At 43.0% G+C, this 22,911-nt stretch carries 14 protein-coding genes; 3 read left to right on the top strand and 11 right to left on the bottom strand.

Features of this window, described 5'->3' with window-relative positions; translation table 11 throughout:
* Positions 1 to 2 precede the first annotated feature (2 nt).
* The 3 genes from rpmE to ABFW99_RS11940 form a co-directional block, all read right to left on the bottom strand.
* Positions 3 to 224, bottom strand: coding sequence for a 50S ribosomal protein L31 (gene rpmE / locus ABFW99_RS11950; protein WP_349353569.1), 222 nt, complete (start codon positions 222 to 224; stop codon positions 3 to 5).
* A 72-nt stretch (positions 225 to 296) separates the two neighbouring features.
* Complete coding sequence (locus ABFW99_RS11945) at positions 297 to 1,784, bottom strand: sigma 54-interacting transcriptional regulator (protein ID WP_349353570.1); 1,488 nt, start codon at positions 1,782 to 1,784, stop codon at positions 297 to 299.
* Positions 1,785 to 1,846: 62 nt separating this feature from the next.
* Positions 1,847 to 3,127, bottom strand: a complete 1,281-nt coding sequence (locus ABFW99_RS11940; RefSeq protein ID WP_349353571.1) for an anthranilate synthase component I family protein — start codon at positions 3,125 to 3,127, stop codon at positions 1,847 to 1,849.
* Positions 3,128 to 3,195: 68 nt separating this feature from the next.
* On the opposite strand from ABFW99_RS11940, the gene ABFW99_RS11935 reads away from it, so the two are divergent.
* Positions 3,196 to 4,218, top strand: a complete 1,023-nt coding sequence (locus tag ABFW99_RS11935) for a quinone-dependent dihydroorotate dehydrogenase (RefSeq protein WP_349353572.1) — start codon at positions 3,196 to 3,198, stop codon at positions 4,216 to 4,218.
* A gap of 10 nt (positions 4,219 to 4,228) precedes the next feature.
* Here ABFW99_RS11935 and ABFW99_RS11930 read toward each other — a convergent pair whose 3' ends face one another.
* Together ABFW99_RS11930 and pyk are read right to left on the bottom strand one after the other, a co-directional pair.
* Positions 4,229 to 6,964 (bottom strand): tetratricopeptide repeat protein, encoded by a 2,736-nt coding sequence (locus tag ABFW99_RS11930; protein WP_349353573.1) that lies wholly within the window; start codon positions 6,962 to 6,964, stop codon positions 4,229 to 4,231.
* A 28-nt stretch (positions 6,965 to 6,992) separates the two neighbouring features.
* Positions 6,993 to 8,426, bottom strand: coding sequence for a pyruvate kinase (pyk, locus tag ABFW99_RS11925; protein WP_349353574.1), 1,434 nt, complete (start codon positions 8,424 to 8,426; stop codon positions 6,993 to 6,995).
* A 101-nt stretch (positions 8,427 to 8,527) separates the two neighbouring features.
* Here pyk and ABFW99_RS11920 point away from each other — a divergent pair, with 101 nt between their 5' ends.
* Positions 8,528 to 9,949, top strand: coding sequence for a GWxTD domain-containing protein (locus tag ABFW99_RS11920; protein WP_349353575.1), 1,422 nt, complete (start codon positions 8,528 to 8,530; stop codon positions 9,947 to 9,949).
* Positions 9,950 to 10,440: 491 nt separating this feature from the next.
* On the opposite strand, the gene ABFW99_RS11915 is transcribed toward ABFW99_RS11920, so the two are convergent.
* A complete protein-coding gene (locus ABFW99_RS11915; protein WP_349353576.1) occupies positions 10,441 to 11,895 on the bottom strand; it encodes a SusD/RagB family nutrient-binding outer membrane lipoprotein in 1,455 nt (484 codons plus the stop codon).
* 44 nt (positions 11,896 to 11,939) lie between these two features.
* Entirely contained in the window at positions 11,940 to 15,221 is a 3,282-nt protein-coding gene (locus tag ABFW99_RS11910) for a SusC/RagA family TonB-linked outer membrane protein (RefSeq protein ID WP_349353577.1), read from the bottom strand.
* A gap of 277 nt (positions 15,222 to 15,498) precedes the next feature.
* Between ABFW99_RS11910 and ABFW99_RS11905 the strand changes: the two genes are divergently transcribed.
* Entirely contained in the window at positions 15,499 to 16,929 is a 1,431-nt protein-coding gene (locus ABFW99_RS11905; protein ID WP_349353578.1) for a GWxTD domain-containing protein, read from the top strand.
* 39 nt (positions 16,930 to 16,968) lie between these two features.
* Here ABFW99_RS11905 and ABFW99_RS11900 read toward each other — a convergent pair whose 3' ends face one another.
* The 4 genes from ABFW99_RS11900 to ABFW99_RS11885 form a co-directional block, all read right to left on the bottom strand.
* Positions 16,969 to 17,652 carry a hypothetical protein gene (locus tag ABFW99_RS11900; protein ID WP_349353579.1) on the bottom strand — a complete coding sequence of 228 codons (684 nt, stop codon included), beginning with the start codon at positions 17,650 to 17,652 and terminating at the stop codon, positions 16,969 to 16,971.
* A 79-nt stretch (positions 17,653 to 17,731) separates the two neighbouring features.
* Positions 17,732 to 18,175, bottom strand: coding sequence for a hypothetical protein (locus ABFW99_RS11895; RefSeq protein ID WP_349353580.1), 444 nt, complete (start codon positions 18,173 to 18,175; stop codon positions 17,732 to 17,734).
* Between the two features lie 38 nt (positions 18,176 to 18,213).
* Positions 18,214 to 19,713, bottom strand: a complete 1,500-nt coding sequence (locus tag ABFW99_RS11890; RefSeq protein ID WP_349353581.1) for a RagB/SusD family nutrient uptake outer membrane protein — start codon at positions 19,711 to 19,713, stop codon at positions 18,214 to 18,216.
* A gap of 20 nt (positions 19,714 to 19,733) precedes the next feature.
* Positions 19,734 to 22,811, bottom strand: a complete 3,078-nt coding sequence (locus ABFW99_RS11885) for a SusC/RagA family TonB-linked outer membrane protein (RefSeq protein WP_349353582.1) — start codon at positions 22,809 to 22,811, stop codon at positions 19,734 to 19,736.
* Positions 22,812 to 22,911 lie beyond the last annotated feature (100 nt).

The raw sequence follows: 22,911 nt of genomic DNA, 5'->3' as shown, positions 1-22,911 counted from the left end.
AATTACTTGTCGTCGCCTTTACCGTATCGACGCTTAAAGCGGTCAACACGTCCGGCTGTAGACGTAAAAGTGTTACTCTTGGTATAGAATGGATGGTTTTTAGAGTCAACCTCACTGCGATACACTCCGTCTTTGGTATCCATAGTGCTGCGGGTTTTTACCTCGGTACCATCGCTCATCACTACCGTAATTTCTTTGTAATCTGGATGAATTCCTTTTTTCATGGTCTTATACTTGCTTGAAATTTGCAAAGGCTTTAAATATAAGGCTAACAAAAACTGAATTCAATCTAATTATCACTCAAATTCATCGTAGCCTTCTTCGTCAATATCTCCCAGCGAGGAAAACATAGAACCCAACATATCGGTGTATAATGTTTGGTCGTCCAGATCTTGTTTGCTAAGCATCGAATTCTGATGCAGCGCTTCCAGCACAAAGTCCATCCAGATTAATGTTTCGGATGAACCGGCATCGGTAACCTGAGACTTTACCAACTCCTTCAGCCCTTTCACTCTGTTCAGCGACTTCTCATATTCTTTGTTTGAAAGGGTGTCCGAAATACTGATTTCATTCCCGTCAGCAAACCAATCCATAATCTCTTTATAGGAAGATTTCTGATCTTCGGCTTTAGACTGAGGATCCGGAAAATGTATTTTAAACATCTTACTGATCGCCTTCCCTAATATATGTTTGGCCACACTAATGGCCCCTTCCTGCTCACCTTCATACACCAGTTCAATTTTACCCGTGAGAGCAGGAACCATGTGATATAAATCAGCTACTCTAACAGATGTTTCCTTCTCTTCATTAAGAATTGCCCGACGTTCAGCAGACGATACCACCTGTTCCAGGGCAGTGATTGTCATTCGGGTAGAAACTCCACTTTTTTGATCAACATACTCAGACTCACGCGCTTCGAAAGCGGCTTTTTCAATTACTTCACGATATAAGTCGGGGATGTGAATCTTGATTCCACTTTCCCGTTCCTGCCAGGCTTCCTGCCTGGTTATATCTATTCCCACGCCCAGCTCTTTCGGATAGTGAGTAATAATCTGAGAGTCGATTCGGTCTTTGAGCGGAGTAATTATATTCCCCCGATTGGTGTAATCCTCCGGGTTTGCAGAAAAAGCCATCGATACATCCAGCGGAATACGGACATTAAAGCCCCTGATCTGAATATCCCTCTCCTGCATAATATTCAACAAAGCCACCTGTATTCGGGGTTGAAGATCAGGCAGCTCATTAATTACAAAAATTCCCCGATTGGTTCGGGGTATCAGCCCGAAATTGATCACATTCTGATCTGCCAGCGTCAGTTTTTTGGTAGCAGCTTTAATCGGGTCAATATCCCCGATCAAATCAGCCACTGTTGTATCCGGAGTAGCCAGTTTCTCACCATAACGGTAAGAGCGGTGAAGCCAGTCAATAGGTGTATCATCCCCCTTTTCCTCTACCAGTTCTTTGGCGTATTTCGACAACGGATTAAGCGGATCGTCATTAATTTCTGAACCTTTAATAATGGGGATATACTCATCCAGAAAATTAACCAGCAGCCTTAACATTCGGGTTTTTGCCTGCCCACGCAGTCCAAGGAGAATCATATCGTGTCTGGAAAGCAACGCATGCTGAACTTGGGGAATTACGGTTTTATCGTATCCGAGGATACCGGGAAAAAGTTCCTCACCGGACCTCATCTTCCTGATTAAATTCTTTCGTATCTCTTCCTTAACCGATATTGATTCCCAACCACTTTCCTTTAGTTCACCTAATGTACTCGCCTTCATTCTGATCCTTCGATGTGATGTAATTTTAACTTCTGTTTTTCATAACCCACATTAAAGAGTCTTCATTCAGCTTCCTCCAAATTCTCAAGAATCGTTGTAATCGCCCGGGCTTTAATCAGCGTTTCCTCCCATTCCGCCATCGGGTCCGAATCGCTGGTGATTGCCCCGCCTACCGGATATACCAGCTTTTCACCCTCCGAAATGGCCGTTCTGATGATCACATTAAAATCGAAATCACCTTCGGGGGTTATATATCCCATTGCCCCGGAATAGATTCCGCGTTTATAATCTTCGTACTTCTCGATGGCCTCCATAGAAGCGATCTTCGGGGCACCTGTCATAGACCCCATAGGAAAGCAATGCTTTATGATTTCGATGCTATCGGTTTGATCAGGCACGGTACACTCTACCGTAGATACCATTTGATGAACCGTCTCAAAGCTCTGGATCTCAAACAAGTTGGATACTTTCACGCTTTGGAGTTCTGCCACCCGGCTGAGATCATTTCTCACCAGGTCAACAATCATCAGGTTCTCAGCCCTTTCTTTTTCCGATTGTCTAAGTTTTTCGATATCAACCAGTACCTTTTTTCCTGCTTTGCGTGATGCGGTTCCTTTTATCGGTTGCGACCACACACGGTTACCGGACCTTGCCAAAAATCGCTCGGGAGATGAACAGCAAATAGACAAATGACCGATATTTGCATAGCCACCAAAAGGAACCGGCCCTGCTGTTTTCATTGCTTCGTACAAATCCCAGCTATCCCCTTTTATTTCAAATTCCAGGGGATGAGACAAATTAATTTCGTAATACCTGCCTTCATAAATATCCTTCTTCGCCTGTTTTACCTTTCGGATATATTCGGACTCTGAAATCTGATTTTTCAGGGTGATGGATATTTCTCCGGATTCCTTCCCTTTTTTCAACGTCTGGTTAGGCTCACCCTTTATATATTTGACCTTGCCGGTTGCATCAACCTCAACTAAGATCTCCGGAACCATGAAGTATAAATCAGGTGCGTTTATCAGCTCTTTATTATTGGACTTCAGGTTCTCAATATGGTTTTTCAGATCATATCCCAGATAGCCAAACAACCATTCGTTATGCTCTTTTTTGAACCGGCTCAGATAATCCCAGGGATCGCCTGTAAATACTTGTACCGACTCTCCGTCCCATATCTCGGTTTCGTTGCCCCTGGCTTTTATATAAGCCGCAGGCTGCATTGCCAGATAGCTTTTTGTGCTTGCCGGATGACCGGTCATTTGTGATTCAAGCAGAATAACATCCCCCGCATCCCGTGATTCGCGCACTAAAGTCGATATGTGTTGTTCTGCTTTATTCATATAAAATAGGCGACCGATTATAAGGCTTCTTTCACTCTTTTTGAACGTTTTTTCGTATCATTGTGCCAATGATTTACAAAAAGCTTCTCAAACCCCTTTTATTTAAAACAGATGCAGAAAAAGCTCACGAGTGGGCCCTCTCTATTGCATCCAAAACCAATAACTCTCCACTGCTGCAAACATTGGCAGCAACCCTGTATAACGAAACCCGCCCGGAATTAGAACAGGAAATTTTTGGCCTCACGTTTCCCAACCCTGTTGGACTTGCAGCCGGGTTTGATAAAAATGGAACCACTCCCAAGGCAATGCAAGCTCTTGGTTTCGGATTTGTGGAAGTGGGGAGTATTACTGCACAACCTTCTGAGGGAAACCCAAAGCCCCGCGCCTTCAGGCTTCCCGATGATCACTCGTTAATCAACCGAATGGGATTGAATAACGAAGGAGCTGATGCAGTCAGTGAACGGCTTTCTTCTTTGAATTTGGATATTCCACTGGGCGTGAACATTGCAAAAACAAACGATGTATCCATTCATGGCGATGCAGCCCTTCAGGATTATTTACACAGCTATGAAAAGGCCCAAAAGATAGCCGATTATATAACCATCAACATTTCCTGCCCCAATACCGGAGAGGGTAAAACCTTTGAAGACCCGGCCGCGCTTCGGGATTTACTTGCTGCTCTCGAGCCCGAAAAAGAAGGGCGAAAACCATCTTTGGTCAAATTCACGGTAGATATCGAGAAAGAAAGTTTGGAAAATCTGGTCAGGATTTGTGAGGATTTTGGTGTGGCCGGCTATGTGGCTACCAATACTTCTTCTGTTCGGGATCAATTAGCTACCGATGAATCTGTGTTAAATAAAATCGGCAATGGCGGATTAAGCGGAAGGGCCATTCATCAAAGGAGTACACAGGTTGTAAAGTGGCTGGCTGAGATCACCCGGAATGAGAAGCCGATTATCGGCGTTGGCGGAATTGACAGCCCACGCGCTGCTATCGAGAAAATCGAAGCCGGAGCTTGCCTGATTCAGGTTTATACCGGACTGGTTTATGAGGGTCCCGGATTGGTGAAAAAGATTAAAAGACAGCTTTAAACCCAACTGATTAATTATTGACCGGAAATGTAAGCCTGCATTCCACCGAGACAGCCTGTCCTTGGCTCATAACCGGCTCAAAACTTAATTCTGACTCTATCCCCTGCTCTATCACTGAAGTGAGCTCAGCCGGCGCATTTTCGGTCTCCAGTACGAAATTATCCACAATACCCCGCCTATTCACCCGGAATAAGTAGGTTAACTCATTAACCTCAATATCTTTCGGGATGGTCAGGTTACTCATGAACGACTGCAGCCCACCCCGTACCCTTAGCTCTGCTCCGATATCTTCGCAACGTGTATAACCTTCGGCCGATGATGTATCCTCTTCAGCTGTAATTTCAGGTTGCTCTGCCGGTTGAATCTTTTCTTCAACAACAGGTACAGCAAGTTCTTCCTTTATTCTGCTCACTTTTCCTACATAGTCCGACTCTGTAAACATATTTAAGAAAGCTTCTGTCACTGTCCGGGCACTGTCCCACATCGCTCCTTCATAGGGAAACGAATCTTCGAATACCGGTTTTGCCAAAGAAGAATCAACCAAGGCCTGCAGCTCCTGGCGTGATTTTTCCGTAATGGTAGTGTCATTCAGGGTAGCCTGTGCAGAATCCTGTTTCATTTGGAAAGCCGTTAGCCTTTGCTCCCACCTTTCATTTCGTTCAACCCAATCCGATATATTAGATTGATAGTCAGGAGCTTCTTTCCCGGCCAACATATAAGACTGAATAGCCTCATAAAGTGCCTTGGGAGCCATCCGGTGTGTTGGTCTACTGAGTGATAACTGTTTCAACCTGTTCGCTTTTTCGGAATGTGACAACGAGTCTTCTGAGTTGATTTCATTATACACTTCGAAAGGACTCTTTGTGTTTTCCTTCTCCCGGATTGTGAAAGGGATTCCAAATTTCTCGGATACCCGGCGGGCATATTCCGTTTCAGGATAATCTTCAATGAGACGGCGGGCATAATATCGAGCTTCTTCTTCGTTTTCCTGGATAGAATAAAGCTCAGAAAGTGAATAAAGAGAAACCGTATTGATACTCACTTTAGAAGGATTCTCTATCGCCTTCTGGAAATAATAGATGGCACTGTCTGGTGAGTTTAGCGATAGAAAAAACAAGTTCCCCAATTGATACTGATAAGACGCAACAAGTTCCTGTACTGAATCCTGCTCCTGGGGTGTAAATGGAATCGCACTTAAATCGATTTTTACGTTAACCTGCTGTTGATTTAATGCACCTCCTGATCCAGCCACAGTACCATCTGCTTCGTTCGAAATAGCTGAATAATCAATCATACTTTCAACCCGCCAGTTATCAGCTAAAGGCCGATCGCCCCAGATAGCATAGAACTGTTGCTGCTGATTTTCCTGAACAACCGGGTTATTGGAGTTCAGAAATCCGTTACTCATATTGTTGGTAGCGTCCGATTCATCCTCGTTCCTGTTTACTGTTACCAGTTGGTTCTGCTGCTGTTCCTGCTGTTCTCGAAGCCTTTCCATTTCAGCGATTTTGTTCTTTCTCAATTCCACTAAAACAGAATCGAAGGCTTCCGGAGAAAGGCGCCCAAGACGAAGCAGACTGTCTTGCAGAGCTATTTGTGATTTAAACCGGGCATAGTTACCAAACGATTCCGCCAGCTCTTTTGCCTGAAACCCTTCCGGTAGTTTTTCAGCTGCTACATTCTTTTGGGCAGCGGAATCATAATAAGCGGCGGCTTTCTCAAAATTGTCATAAGAAAAACGGTAAATCTCGGCCAGACCATAATAAGCCCGGGCTGTAATATCCGGGGCAGGCTGACGAAGATTATTGTGAAGCACATTGTTGTACAGCTTTTCTGCACGCTTGTAATTATTGCGTTCGTGTTCTGTTCGGGCCAGTTCGAAATCGAGTTCAGCTTTATATTCAAGATTTTTGTCATCCCGAACCATATCGTCGAAAATCTGGAAGGCAACTTCATTTCGGCCAAGAGCCCGTGCAACCTCCGCTTTTTTACGCTGAGACAAATACTGGATGCGGTATTCCACATAATGATTCTGAACTTTGTTATACGCATCAAAAGCATCTTCGGGGTTGCCTAAGCGTTCGTAAACCTGCCCAAGTAAAAAGTAGCCTCTCTCCCGGTATTCTTTCTTTTCAAGTATAGGAAGAGCCTCAGAAAGTACGTTAGCCGCAACCTGCCAATTCTCTACCTTAACATGATGCTGGGCAAGCAACGTCTTTACTTCTGCACGATAGCCTTCATTCCATTCCCCTTCAAGAAGTGTTAGCTGTTCAGACAGAAAGGCGATTCCTTCACTGTACAGCTCCATATCAAGCAGTACTCTACCCTGCCATAAAATCGACTTCTGCTGCATGTCAGGGTTTTTGGTAGTTACGAACAGCTCTTTAAACTTCTGATCTGCTGAGAAATATTCCTGCCTGAAATAATACGACTTACCAATTAAACCGATGGCATCATCTACCCATTTTGTGTCTTCATAGCGCCGAAGTACATCCGCTCCTTTTTGAATGGCTTTATCAAAATCCGAAGCACCGGCGTTTACCGGTTTGGGGTGAATTCTGATGGGCTGAAGAGGATTATACTCACGCTGCTGATCCAGGTTCTTTCGGAGCCCTGACTGATAGCTCTTCTGAGCATTATAATAGGTGTTATAATAAGCGTTGAAATTTTTCCATTTTGACTGAAATGAGGTTTTACAACCTGTCAATAGAATCAAAACAAAAGAAAATAGAAGGAGTCTCCGCATTATCATATCGTTGCTTTAACGCACTGCTTTATTCAATCGTACTTACTTTGATCATGTTTGTGCGACCACGTTTGGCAATAGGCATACCTGTTGCAACAATCACACGATCACCATTTTTGACCATGCCGTTTTCGTGGAGGTAATTTTCCATCATTCGAACGCTTCTGTCTGTATCAAACAGTTCATCCAGGCGTACCGAATATACACCCCACACAAGATTTAGCTGGCGGCGTACTTTCTGGCTTTCAGTAAAAGCAACTATGGGTACCCTGGGACGAAATTTAGCAATTCGACGCGCTGTGTTTCCGGAATGAGTGATCGTGCTAATGGCTTTAGCCTCCACATTATCAGCAATGGTAACGCAGGAATAGGCCAAAGATTCTATCACCTGTTTTTCCTTCCATTCCGGTTTTCGATAACCCAGGCTGTTGTATATTTGCGGACGCTTCTCCTCTACCGATCGGCAGATCCGGTCCATCACATTCACAGCTTCCATCGGGTATTTACCGGCTGCTGTTTCTCCGGACAGCATTACGGCATCAGTACCATCCAGTACCGCATTGGCAACGTCGGAGCTCTCAGCTCGGGTTGGACGTGGATTATTGATCATCGAATCCAACATTTGTGTAGCTGTAATTACCGGCTTACCTGCCATCCGGCACTTCTCAATAATCATTTTTTGAACGATGGGAACCTGCTCGGTGGGTATCTCAATTCCCAAATCGCCCCGGGCAACCATGATGCCGTCAGCTTCCTCAATAATCTCATCGATTACATCCAGAGCTTCCGGTTTTTCAATTTTTGCAATAATAGCTGCCTGACTTCCCGCGGCCCGAACTCTCGAAATTATATCACGAACATCTTTGGCTGATCTTACAAATGACAGCGCTATCAAATCCACGTCCTGTTCTATCCCGAATTCAAGATCCTTAAGATCTTTTTCGGTTAAGGAAGGTATTGAAATTCGCACATTCGGCAGATTGACTCCTTTCCGGGATTTAAGTTCACCACCAATAACTACCTTCGCCTGAAGAGAATCCGGCTTTTTCTCAATAACCTTAAATTCAAGCAGGCCATCGTCGAGCAGAATGGAGTTGCCCACCTCAGCTTCGTGCAACAGGTTTTTATAGTCGATGGGAATCACCGAACTGTCTCCGGTTACATCTTCACCGGTAATTTTTACAACAGAGCCGGTCTCTAATTCAACTCCACCTCCTTTCATCTGGCCCACTCTGATTTTAGGACCTTGCAAATCCATCAAAACCGGGACGCTATACTCATATTTCTTTGCTGTTTTCCGGATATGCTTAATTACTTTTGCATGATCTTCGTGGGTTCCGTGCGAAAAGTTCACACGGGCTACGTTCATACCATGTAATAAAAGTTCTTCTATCTTGTTAAGTGTATTACAGCTGGGGCCAATGGTACATACAATTTTTGTTCGGCGCCTTGCAGATATCATATAGAGTGTTTATTTAAAGTGAGCAAGTGTTTTAACATAGCTAAGATAGGTTAAATGTTACAATCATTGTGAATTGTTTTTCTAAAAAAAGAGGCCTCGCCATGAAATTACTTCCCAGAGATTTTTTTTATACCCTTTCCTTTATCTGTTTACTTATTGTGGTCTCAGGTTGCAACAGCTCATACATAGAGGATGTAAAAAGAGGTTCTGATTATGCATACCAACCCGGGCACCCTGAACTAAGAACTGAAATTGCCGGTGTGATCAGCTCCAACCAACAGCTCAAATTGTTAATTTCAGGGAGCATCCCAAAGAACAGCCTTATATTCAAAAAAGAAGAGGACAACTTACGAGCTAATGTTAGCATTGAAATTGAAATTAGAAATAAAGATCAGAATAAGGCTGAGACTTTCAACTACCCCGTCAAATTAGACCGGAGTTTGGCATCCAGCGGCTTTGAAGACGATATTTATTTGTTTAACAAAGAGTACAATGTGTCCCCAGGAAACTACTCCGTTATTGTCTCAGCTACCGACAAGGCTACCGGGAAAACAACTTTAAGAAGCGACGATGTTAACCTGCCTGACTTAGGAGAAGATGTAACGAACATCACCAACATCCGGATTTTTGCTAAAGCGGAGGAGCTAAATGATAATTTTTTCCCTGTTACCACCTACGATGTGAGCCTGGCGGCTGATAGCTTAAAATTCGAGTTTCAGTTTTTCAATTCTACCCCCGACCCGGTTACCTTACAGGCCCGGTTAATAAAATTCCGGTCAGACAGCTCTTACTCTTCCCCCATGAGCTTTGTAAACAGGTCTTCTTCAAGCATTAAGTATAAAGGCATTGACTATCGCAACTTTGAAGTTATACAAAGTACTCAGCGGCAGCTCAATCAACCCGGAAATGTAACCATCGAATTTGCCTTCGAAAATCTTTCAAGAGGTAATTATCGGTTTGAAGTGAGTCCAAACCTCAATGATAAAGAAACCCTGTACAAAGCCAGGGATTTTTCCATCAAAAGTAACAACTATCCAGCTGTGAAATCGGCCGAAGAACTTGCTGCCCCTTTAATTTACCTGATGACGGACAAGGAATACGCAGAACTGATGACCATTGATGATTCAGACTCATTAAAAGCAGCTATCGATCGTTTTTGGCTTAGTAATATTCAAAATGCGGCACTTACCAGAAATATAATCTCCCTTTACTACCAGAGAGTAGAGGAAGCAAATAAGCTTTTTTCTAATTTTAAAGAAGGATGGAAAACAGATATGGGCATGGTTTACATTTTGCTGGGCCCCCCACTTTACCAAAATCGAAGCCTAAATGAGATACAGTGGTCCTACAATTATAATGCGAGCTTACCTGAGTACACGTTTTATTTTAAGCGGAGCAAATCTAAATCCGATTTCTATCCTTTCGACCATTACATCCTGCAAAGAGATAACACCTATTTTCAAATAGAATACAGAGTGAAGGAACTCTGGTTGTCTGGAAACATCTTAAATTCCAGTATTTGATCTATTTCAAGGTTTAAGCAGTCGAGCTCAACTCGCCCATCGCTTTGCACTTGTAAGGGATGGGAAATTTAAATTTTGCCCTTCTAAAAATAAGGCGAGCATTCTTTCTGGCCTGAATGATGATTTTAATAACTCCTCCTCTTCATACCCTTCATAATACTTAGTCAGCCATCTGGAACGTTGTATAGCAGAATTATAAATAGACTGTAAAGACTCTGATATTGCATATCATACTCTATATCCTTCCTTTCATTGATGACATATCGAATGGAATTGAAAAGCAAGACAGTAATAAGAGGTTCTATTTATTGACCAACCCGCAGGCATAGAATCCATTATCAGTATCCTCAGGTGCTTGTTGGAATCTTTTGAGCTTTAGATCTTATCCCAGAGCCCTCTTAGTAAATCCTGATTAGATATCAGGCATAAAAAAAGAGCCACTTTCGCAAGAAAGTGGCTCTTCAATTTTAATCGAAATGATTAATTAAGGACTATTGATCCCACCAAACATTAGTTGTAGGGGCATCAGGTCCCTGAGCATCTACAGCTGCTTCGTAGTTCTCCGTATTGTTAGTCGCCTCAGAAGATGGGTACGTAAAACGTACAGGTATTTGATTTAATACCCCCCACTCATTAGGCTCTAAATCCGGATAACCCAAGCGTCTCCACTCAGACCATGCTTCATAACCATTAGGGAACAGAGCCAGCCATCTTTGATAACCAATCTGCTCTTCCCATGTATTAGTGTCATAAGTAACTTCTGGATTAGCAAGGTAAGCGGTGAAATTAGCTTGATCGAATACACCCCATTGGTTCCATGAAGCTTCGATACCTGCGTTATAGTGATCAGCAGCCACTCCGGCAATCCAACCTCGCTCAACGGCTTCTGCTTGCGCAAACTCCATTTCAGCTAAGGTAATAATCGGAAGGGGAGCATCTTGCTGGCCTACACTAGGACCACCGGCACCTATTGCCGATCCTGGGAATGAAATCTCAGAGTTAGGTATATCACCCGCGTTTTCAGCAAACGGTATTCCTACAATCTCATTGAAGGTCACTTCACTGTCTCCGTTGTCTTGATCCGGTGCAGGGTTAGCATATACCAGAATTCGGTAGTCATTCAGGGTTTTCATGGTATCCGCTATCGTTTTATGGATAGCATAGTCAGTTCGTGTACGGAACCGGCTGTACCATGGGTTTTCATTATCCGCGTTACTTAAGTACGGATACATAACATCTTCCTGAATGATGCCATCGTTTACAGCATCTGCGAATTCTGTTGAACCCAATGATGCATTTGCCTCAGACAAGCGAAGTGCAGCTCGTGCACGCAGGCTGTTGGCAAAAGCTGCCCACTGATCCATATCACCCTCAAAGAGGATATCTCCCACAACAGCTGCGGAAGAAGGATCAATCTGCTCGGCGGCTGCTTTCAACTCCGCAATAAGGTCGGAGTAGATAGCTGACTGAGCGTCATATGCTGGCTGAAGGTTTTCTCTACCCTGAAGAGCTTCAGAGTAAGGAACCATTCCCCAACGATCAGTGATCATCATGTAGAAATAGGCCTTCAGAATACGGGCAACCGCGATCTGATTCTCATTGCTACCACCTGAAAGTACATCACCGGCTGTTTCCGGATTAGAGTTCAGGTCAATAATGGTCTGCAGGTCTTGCAATTCACCCGTGTACCATCCATTGAAGTTAGCATTCACGTTTCGGTACTCCTGGTCATCGGTATACTGGGTTTCCCCCATATACTGAATCCAAAGAGTTCCCATTACGGCACCCACCTTATCGCCCATACCTTTCTGGGCATTGGTGAGTAATAACTCAGTTCTTACCTGAGATGGATTATTTGGATCCGTATTGATGTTTCCAAAGTCATCGCAGCTTGCAAATAGAACGGTCACTAATGTAACTAGAACTATGCTTTTTACAGCTTTCATATAATTGTTGTTTAAAAAGTTCATAATAATCTGTCTCCTATGATTTAAAATCCTACGTTGATATTAAATCCGAAGGAGCGGGTACCCGGCAGGGTTCCACCTTCCCAGAATCCGAATCCATTCGCGTTGTTCTGGATCGCAGAAGGATCAACACCGTCAACGCTTGAATAGATCAAGAGTGGATTCATGGCTACAAGCGAAACGCTTGCACGAGACAGAGGGAGTCGCTCGATAGTACTTACCGGAATATTGTAGGTAAGTGATACTTCTCTAAGCTTGATGTAGCTTGCATCTTCCAGCCACTCTTCTTTGTTGTAGAACTTGTTCACCCAGTAAGTAGGTGCATTTACCAGGTAAGCAACATCGTTACCGTTGGCATCAACACCTTCAAGAAGCATTCCACCGGAAGCAGAATTTGCACTTCCTACTGGTACGGAAACTACTTCATTTCCATTAGAGTCAAGAACAGGGTCTCGAACAGGGTTACCCAACGAGTTGTTTCCAACTGTTTCTTGGGTCAGACCTGAGTAAGCACCAAACATTCTTGAAATAGAATAGAACTTCCCGCCTTTCTGGAACTGTACAAATGTTCCTAATGAGAAGTTTTTGTAGTTCACGTCAAGGTTAAAACCACCATTCCAGTCCGGAAGGATGTTTCCTAAGTCTTTGTTGTATTCCAGCTCATAAGCAGTACCGGAAGCATTAACAATGGGCTTACCATTTTCGTGGTATGACGTTCCGCCATATCCACCGGAAGTAATAGCTCTACCCCACTCTTTACCTTCCTCAGCATATAACTGAAGGCCAAAGAATGCACTTTCAAGCAAGCGGGTGTCAATACCCTCTGCCAGTTCATTTACTTTGGAGGTACTTGCAGACCAGTTCACCGTCATATCTACAGACAGATCTCTGGATTCAATTGGAGTGGCTCCAACTGCAACTTCCCAACCGGTAGTTTCAAACTCTCCGGCATTAACTAAAGTAGCACTATAACCACTTGATCCCGGAGCATCCAGCTGGATGATTTCATCTTCTCGTACAGAGTTATAGTAGTTAACGTCTGTGCGCAGTTTTCCGTTAAAGAAACGTAAGTCAACACCAAACTCGTAGTCGGAAGAAATTGCCGGCTTCAGGTCAGGGTTAGAAAGAACGTTAGGAATAGACTGTGTAGGCTGGCTTCCATAAGGCGTACCACTGTTAAATGTCTGAAGGATACGATATGGATCCAGGTCACTACCTACCTGTGCAATAGAAGCTCTCAGCTTACCAAAGCTCAGGATATCCTGATTATCGAACATGCTAAATTCAGTGAAGATTAAACTTCCTGACAGTCCATAATACAGGTATGAATTATTGTCTTCCGGCAGTGCAGAGGACCAGTCATTTCTCAGAGAACCTTCAACATAGATAAAGTCTCTGTAACCAAGAGTAGCTGTACCAAATAAACTACGTACTTCTTTCTGCTCTTTATAACTGGTTACAGCTGGTCGGTTTACCGAAGCATCAATATTAAAGAAGTTCGGAGTGGAAAGACCACCAACCGTTTGCTGGATTACAGAACTGTAGTCCTGAGTAAGAATATTTGATCCTGCATAACCTGAAACTGAGATATCTTCGAAGTCCTGGTTAAAACGAGCACCAAACTCATAGTTCACCTCTCGGCGGGAACGCTGAGCAATGTAATACCAGTCTTCTTCAAGACCTCCACTGCCAATCCGATCTTCTACAGTAAATGAATATTGGTCAAGGTGTAATTTACCAAGCAGTTCAATGTTTTCATTTACGTTATAGGAAAGATTGTAGTTTCCATAAACACGGTCCCTATCATCCTGCTGTACATTTTCATATACAGAGAAATATGGGCTATCCCAGTAAAGCGGGCGGGTGTTGGTGTTGGAACGAATATTCCAGGACATTTTAGTCCCGTTATCCTGCTCGTACTGCTTCAGGTAATCCATTCGAAGCTGACGCTGGAACCACTGATTCATAGACTGTGCAGGGTTACCCTGAGCAGCTGAATATCCGGTTGCAGGTCGTCCTTTACCCTGAGTGTTCACATAGTTAAATGCAATACTTGAAGTCAGCTTATTATTGTGATTCAATGAACCATTGAAGTTAATAGCTGTCTTATCAAGATCGGAGTTCGGATATACACCGGTTTGGTTCGTGTTATTCACACCAGCGCGATACGCTGCGTTACTTGAACCACCGGAGATAGAAAGTTTATTTGAAATACGAACACCGGTATCGTAGAAGTTACGAATGTTGTCCGGGTTGGCTTCCATTGGAATTTCTGTTCCATAGTCGCTTTGTCCGTCACCATCAAAGTCATGATCAAACCAAGACCACCATGGGCGATACATCGTTCCGTCCATTTTTGGACCCCAGCTCTCATCAGCCGCATAGTTCAAACCATTATAAGTTTGGCCATCCGCCGGATCTGTATACTGTAAGAAATCCTGTGTATAACCACCACCATATTGGTTTTGGTAATCAGGGAGAATGTATACGTTCTCAAAGTGTGTACTGTTAGAAAAGTCGATGCGTACCGGCTGGTCAGCACCCATTTGTCCGTTCTTGGTAGTAATAAGAATCACACCATTAGCAGCTCGGTTACCGTAAAGTGCAGATGCCGCAGCACCTTTAAGTACGGAAACGTTTTGGACACTGCTCAGATCAATATCAGATGCAAGGTTACCAAGGTCACGACCTCGGGCAGACCCACCACCAGATACTAAGAATGAACTATTGTCAACAGGTGTACCATCTACAACGAATAATGGCTGACCATCAGAAAGGCCGTTAACACCACGGATTCGGATACGCTCAGATCCACCCATAGTCGGGCTTCCAACAACCTGAACACCGGCAACTTTACCGCCAAGAGCGCCAACAACGCTGTTTTGATCAACTTGTGCAAGTTGCTCAGCGTCAACGTCCTGAACGGAATAACCGATAGATTTCTGCTCACGGCTTACACCAAAAGCAGTTACAACAACATCTTCAAGTAGCTGAAGATCTTGTGCCAGTTCAAAATCGAATGTGTTATTGTTTGCATTGACGGTCATTTCTTGTTCAATGGTAATGAAACCTACCGAACTCACACGAAATGTGTAGGTTCCGTAATCAACATCACTTATTGAATATTCACCATCAATATTTGTAGCAGCACCAGTAGCCAAATCCACAATGTATATCGCAACCTGTGGAAGAGGATCGCCAGTTTCTGCATCAGTTACTGTCCCGGTTATGGTTGTCGATTGCGCAAAGGCGGCCGACATAAAAACCATGGACATAATCGTACTGAAAAGTAGCTTTTTCAACATATTATACCTCTATTGTAATGTTTCTGTTAAAGAATGTAAGCGATGATAACCAAATGACGTCCTTGATTCAACCCTAATTTACATTCTTAGTTGCTAACAATAATTAGCCTGTATGATTAGCTCATTGTTCTGTAGTCTTTTAGGAAAAAAATATTGTGAATGAAATATATTCTCGCCTATATAGGTTATGATAAATGATGCCTTGTAATTACTTTTATACCTTCTTTGAAGACTTCTGCTACTATTTAGAACAAATTTATAATTGAGTAAATACCCCATGATTCGTTTATATAGAGTTACCCTCTTTGTTCTTAGTTTTCTCATACTTTTGATTTTTCAGGGTTGTTCAAATCAATATGTTGACGATATTGACCGGGGATCCGGATATAATTATCAGCCGGGATTGCCCGAACTGAGATTGGCTACTACCGGTCAAATCACTGAATCAAACACCCCCAGAATCATTGTTTCCGGAAACGTGGTATTTGGAAGCCTGGTCTATTCCCAGAGAGATAGTGTATTTGAGGCAAGCATCCTTGTGGAAATAATCATCAGAAGTACTTCCGATGAAAATGAACTTCCTAAAAGAAGAGAATTTGTTCAAACTGTAAGAAGAGCCGATCAAAGTATTATTAATAATCAGGAAGTCTTTCGTTTTGAAGAGTCATTCACTGTTTCTCCAGGCGCATACGAAATTCAAACCATAGTGACTGATCAAAAAACCGGAAAGAGTACTATACGAACAAGCAGAACCGAACTACCTGATCCATCTGATAATGTTTCCCATATCACAGAGATCAGAATTTTGGGTAAAAATACGGGCAGCTCACAACGCAGCTTTAATCAGGCAACTACCTATGATATTCCATCGAAAATAGATTCTTTGAAATTTGTTTTCCAGGTTACCAACAATAAACCCGATGACCCTCTTGAAATAGAATCACGCCTTATCAAATTCGAAACGGACACTTCAATTGCCCGGCCCATGCACTTCAATAACTATTCGCCGTCCAGCATTCAGTATCGGGGTATCGAGTATGATGATTATCAGGTCATTCAAACCTCAACCCGAACACTAAACCAAACCGGCAGTGTGCTAATAGAGTTCGAGTTTGCCAATCTGAAACGGGGAAATTACCGGCTTGAAGTAACTTCAAATAAAGGGGAAGAAAATGAACTTTATAAAGCAAGAGATTTTGGCATCAAGAGCCCCAACTACCCTTCTTTAAAAACGGCTAAAGAGCTGGCGCGGCCCCTTGCCTATTTAATGGAGGAGAATGAGTATGAAAAACTAATGGGCATCGAAGATCCGGAAAAAATGAAAAAAGCTATCGATCGGTTCTGGCTTTCTAATATTCAGAATTCCAACATGGCCCGAAATGTTATCTCTCTTTACTACGAACGTGTGGAAGAGGCCAATAAACAGTTCTCTAATTTTAAGGAAGGCTGGAAAACAGACCCCGGAATGATCTATATTTTATTTGGCCCGCCATGGTATAGTGATAGTTTTTCGGATCAGATGGTTTGGTCTTATTCTTATAACCAAAACGATCCGGAAAAAACTTTTCTTTTTAACCAGTCCAAACTGAAATCAAAGTATTATCCGTTCTTCAATTACCTGCTTCAGCGAAATGGCTTTTATCATCAGATACAATATCAACAGATTAACCGGTGGCTTAACGGGAGTATTTTGACCCGAAACCTATAATTGCATTAAGAGACAATAAATAATATCGAAATAAGCTTACTAAAGTAAATTTGAAGCAAAGGCTTCAAGAGCTATAGAGCTTTCTATGTTCTCAATGATTTGCGAGCTGTTCTCAGAATTGGTAGGGTCAATCAAATTATCATTCTCGTCGTAAAACACGTCTTTCAAGTCTACTGACTTAATGATTACAATAGTTTCATCATCATCATTAACCTTTACATCTTCAAAGAATAACTCCTTTGTAAAATTCGTCCGAGTTCGGAAATTAAAGTTCTTTCCGTTATATACACCCTTCACAATAATAGAATAGTTCCCGTTCGAACTTCTAAAGTCATCATCAATTACGTTAGAGCCTTCCGCAACAGGACGTAAAAACATGGTATATCTATTAAAAGTAGCATTATCCGCAATGGATAAGCCTACACTAATAACCAATCGCTCTTGGGTAGCATTTTTATCGAAACCAAATATAAAGGATCGAATACTATTTGAGCTTCCCAGTTCAATATCATTTCCTGCCAGATTAAACTGACCTATGGAAAATTTGAACTCATCAACTCTGAGTGTGTCCTGTCCTGCCTGCAGGGTATCAGCAATTTCATCAACTTCAAAAAATAAAGCCACACGTTTCTCAACCTGTATATCGGGGTTAAAAATGCTGCAAGATGAAATAACTAATGCCAGAACAAAACTAAGTAACAGGGCGGTTTTACTGAATTTCATGGTGTACAAACTTCTATGAATTAAAAAAAGTCATGCTCCTCGCGGAGCATGACTTTAAGTATAACGAATTGGATCTTAATTAAGAACCAAAGATAAAGGTAGTAGACTGATCCAAGTTAGGAGCAGCGGTTACATCACCGGCATCTTCCAGGTTCAGAATTAACGTTACTTCTTCTCCTGCAGCCAGGTTCCCATCAATCAGGTCAATCGTCACTGAAACAGTGCTGGTACCTGAAGCGATAGTAGCTGAGGTTGAAGAAATATTGTAGTGGGTTCCTTCAACAGCTGTTGAAGAACCATCTACATTAAAGCTAACCGGAAGATCAGATCCTCTCTGCTTACCGATCAGTTGAATTGCTACGTCAAATGAACCGCTGTTTTGATTTGCTTCTTGTTGAAGAGGCTTGAACTCAATTTGAGCAGGTCCATTGAACTTTCCTTCTACATCACCTTTGTCGAAGAGGCTGTCGCAGCTTACGAACAAAAGCGGTATAAGTACAAGTATTAGTGCTTTAAGTTTCATTGGATAAAATATTTTATGTGAAAATTTCTGTAGGCTGATTATTCGTCGTAACCTGGATTCTCTTCCAATAGATCGTTTACGTTTCTCAATCCTGAACCGATTTCTGCAAGAATTCGGTAAGAATCGGCACGCATCTTAATAGATCCATCCGGATTTCGAACATCACGAGCTAAACGCTTCAGGTCCCAGAAACGGTGTCCTTCAACTCCCAGTTCACGCATTCTCTCATCCAGAATATAATCTTCAAAAGAAGTCATATCAGTAAGAGCTGAAGCAGGAACGGTACCTGCGTTACGAGCAGTCATCAGAGTCTGAAGTGGTGTAACACCAGCTGCAGGACTGTTAGCATCTTTAGCCAACGCTTCTGCGCGAATAAGATACATTTCTGCAAGTCTTATCATTGGCATGTCATCTACAGAGTTTCCTTTCTCTCCGCCAAACTTAACACTTACCAAACCATTGGTGTTAACACCAGTACAGTTTGTTGGCTGAGTTAACGGGTTCAACTGAGTAGTAGTACAGTCCTGGTACCAACCTAATCGATAGTCAGCAGCATCGTACTTGTCTAACAGGAATTGTGTAGGCAGTTGAGCCAGGAATCCGTCAGCTGTATAAGTAGCCGGACCGTTGTTAGCAAAAGAACCACCACCTGTTGAATTCTCGGTATCGCTGTTTACAACGATTTTGAAGATAGCTTCAGGGTGGTTTCCGGAACGTTCGTCGAACATTTCCGCAACACCGGTTTGAGTATCAACCAAGGTTCCCGGGAAATTGTCGATAGCATCCTGTGCAGCAGAAGCAGCATCAGCCCAGTTTCCGGCATAAAGATTTACGCGGGCACTTAGTGCATCTACAAAAGCTTCTGTAACATATCTGTTATCAGCATTTTCTCCAGCTAATAAGGTTCTGGCATCACTCAGGTCACTTAATATTTGAGTGTACACATCACCAACGGTGCTTCTGGCACGGGTATCAGCATCTGCAAGATCCAATACAGGCTCTGTACGGATTACAATACCGGCATTCCAGTTGGCTTGCGGGCCTACTGAAAAGTTACCGGGCTCATATCCATACACACGAACCATGGTATGCATCGCAAAAGCTCTAAGAGCTAAAGCTTCTCCCCGATACAGATCAAGGGTAGCCGGATCTTCGAATACTGAAGGTTCCACTGCTCCAATAATCAGGTTTGCATCCTGAATGATTTCATACAGGCCCCAATTGTTAAGGTGAGCTGTACCACCGCTTGTACCGGTAGCTACAGTTAGTGCCTGATACCGGGTTGAACCGGGTCGGTTACGGGTTTCATCAGCAAAAGCACTTGGGCCGATGAAATATTCTGTCGTAAATCCGAAATTTTCACGGATTTTTGAGTACATGGAAGCTCTCAGAGCGTCCACTCCTTCTTCACTTGTAAGCACTACTTCAGAAGAAACAGAAGTAGAAGGCTCTACATCGTCCAAGAGGCTGTCGCAGCTGGTAAAACCTACCATCAGCGCTGCAACAAGAACGTATTTTAGTGTTTTTAAATTATTCATATGTCTATCTAATTTTTTGATTAAAACTGGATTTCAATCCCTGCATTCACCTGTCGCTCAGTCGGGTAAGAAGCGTAAACTTCGTTTCCGTAGATGTCGTCGGTGTCAGCAGCTACTTCCGGATCGTACCATGGCCATGCGGTCCATGTTACCAGGTTAACTGCAGAAGCAAACAAGCGTACGTTGTTCAATCCTAAGCTCTGAGTAAATCTGTCAGGCAGATCGTAGTTCAGAGATACATTCTTCAGACGAATGTAACTGGTATTGTAGATTGAACCAGTACTTAGCTGGGTACGGTAGTTTGCAGTTTCTGCAAAGTCGGTACCAGCTTCCATAGCTCGTGGGTAGTGAGTAATGTCACCTGGAGCTGTCCAGCGCTTATTAACTTCAGTAGTCAGGTTCATCAAGAAATCAGGTGTTCTTGTAAAGTAGTAGTCGGTTCCAGGGAAAGCCCACTGGCCAAAGCTGAATTGTAGGAACGCATCAGCACTGAATCCTTTGTAGCTGATTGTGTTTCCAAAACCACCGGTTACATTGGCTACACCATCTTTGTACTCAACCGCGTCCACAGAGTTGGTTGGGGTGTAGGTAATGTTTCCGTCAGCATCGTACCACATAGGACGACCATCAGCAGGGTTTACACCCGCCCATCGTACTACCTGAATTAAACCGATTGGCTTTCCTTCCTGAAGACTTTCAAACAAATCATCTTCATCAATTGGTGTTCCATTTGGAAGTTCAAGGATTTCATTGTCAGTAAATGCAACGTTAAAGCGTGACTGCCATCTGAAACCGGCAGCAGCTACGTTCACTGTATTGATTTCAAACTCAATACCTGTGTTTCTAACTTCACCAATATTCTCAGTAATGTCACCGTATCCACTGCTTGAAGGAAGCGGACGGTCGAATAACAGCTGAGTATTATCTTTTTGGTAAGCATCAACAGAACCAAAGATTCGGCCTTCAAATAATTCATAGTCAAGACCGATATTGATTTCCTGAGCTTCTTCCCAACCTAAGTTGGCATTAGCAAGCTGAGTTGGTCGCAAGCCTGTTGAGCCAAGGTATGAACCTGAAGCAGAATACAAGCCACGGGAAGCAAAGTTACCAATCGCAGAGTTACCGGTAGTACCGTATCCGGCACGCAGTTTCAGCTGATCGATAGCTTCAATGTCTAAGAAATCTTCTTCAGAGATAATCCAACCCAAAGAAACAGATGGGAAGAATCCCCAGCGAGTCTCTTCACCAAATCGGGAGTTACCATCGTATCGGGCAACAACGTTAAGGATGTATTTCTCATCGTAGGTATACTTGGCATTACCAAAGTAACTGGCTTGTTTCCACTGGCTGTTAATACCTGCAGCTGAAGTAGGTGTGGAAGTAGCACTTAATACAGTGAAGAATGGTCCCGGAAGTCCGTCGCCACGAGTAACCTGGCTTTCGGAATAATCTGAACGGAACTCAGTTCCAACGAAACCGGAAACAGCATGAACACCGTCAAAGGTACGGGTAGCATTAGCCACCAGGTTACCCTGATAGTTTTCTACGTTTCGGTTTGCAAAGCTGATCCAACCATTTTGGGCCGGAGCTGCAACAGCAGAACGGTATTGCTCATCCTGTGTATTTCGGTAATCAATGTTAGCACTACCACTGAAAGATAACCAGTCGTTAGCTTGGTACTGCAGCTTTAAAGCACTTAATACCTGAGTAACTGTATTATTACGGTCAACTTCGTTTTTCACAACAGCAGGGTTTGTAGATAGCCCAAAACGAGTGTTAGGGTTGTAAGAACCATCAGCAAGGTATGGGAAACTCATTGGAGCTTCGAACATAGCCTGAGATGGAGGACAGTTAATAAAGTTACCATCCTGACATACACCGGTTTGGGTAGCACGAGAAATATTCAAACGAACACTGGCACGCAGCTTGTCTGTCATGTCGTGATCAATATTGGTACGTAAGTTCAGACGGGTAAAGTCACTACCAAAAGCTGTTCCTTCAGTATCTTCATATCCACCGGAAAGCAGGAAATTGGTTGTTGAGTTACCACCTGAAGCAGAAACATTGTACTTCTGAGTTACACCTTCAGAGAAGATGAAATCCTGCCAGTCAGTGTTTGTCAGCTGAGGATCATTCGGGTCAGAATCAGGATCTGCGCCAAAGAAACCTAAGAAGAAGTTTCTGTAAGTATCTTCGTAAGAAGAAATGTCAGCACCATCGGCACTTACGTCACTCACTCCACTATTAAGGGCAAATCCTTCACCCATGTAACGTACGTATTCCTCAGAAGAGATATAGTCAACGTTACGGGCCAGAGAACGAACACCGGTTTCAGCTCTTGCAGTAATTCGGGTTGGTCCTGCACTACCATTCTTAGTGGTAATGATTACTACACCGGCAGCAGCCTGAGCACCATAAATAGCCGCAGAAGCTGCATCTTTAAGTACCTCAATAGACTCAATGTCGCCTGGGTTAATAGCATTCAGTGGAGTAGTACTGGCTTGTGAAGAAGTTTGAGCAAAAGAAATTTGCACTCCATCCACAATGTAAAGAGGCTCAGTAGCCGCGTTAATAGAACCATTACCACGGATATTCACTTTGAATGCACCACCCGGGTTACCGGAAGTAGTGGTAATGTTTACACCAGCAGCACGACCCTGAAGAAGAGCTTCTGTACTTTGCAGTGAAACATTTTCAAATTCATCGGAAGAAATGGTTGAAATAGAACCGGTGATTTCCCGTTTTTGCTGTACAGCATAACCGGAAACAACTAATTCGTCCAGACCAACAACATCCACACTTAATTGAATATCAAGTGTTACGGTACCGGAGCCGATTTCTACACTTCTTGTAACCGTTTCGTATCCAACGTATCGGTAGGACACAGTGTAAGCACCGGCGTCGATTCCGGAAATCGTGTAATTTCCGTCAATATCAGACTGGGCACCTTTGTTAAGCGATTCAATATAAACAGTCGCACCAATTAATGGCTCACCTGTTTCAGCATCTGTAACTTGCCCTGTCAGTGATCCGCTCTGTGCAAACGCACTCGCTGATAATAACAAAGCAAATACTGTAAATAGTAGCTTTTTAAACATAGTAGCTTTGATTTAAGTTATAGGTTTTACATAGCACGTTATAGTAGCTATAAAGGCAATGAGTGATAATATTAGATTAACATTAAAATACAAAACCAAT

Origin of the sequence: Gracilimonas sp. BCB1 (assembly GCF_040117685.2) — a bacterium.
Classification (GTDB): Bacteria; Bacteroidota; Rhodothermia; order Balneolales; family Balneolaceae; genus Gracilimonas.
This window is presented reverse-complemented; position numbering and strand designations above follow the sequence as displayed.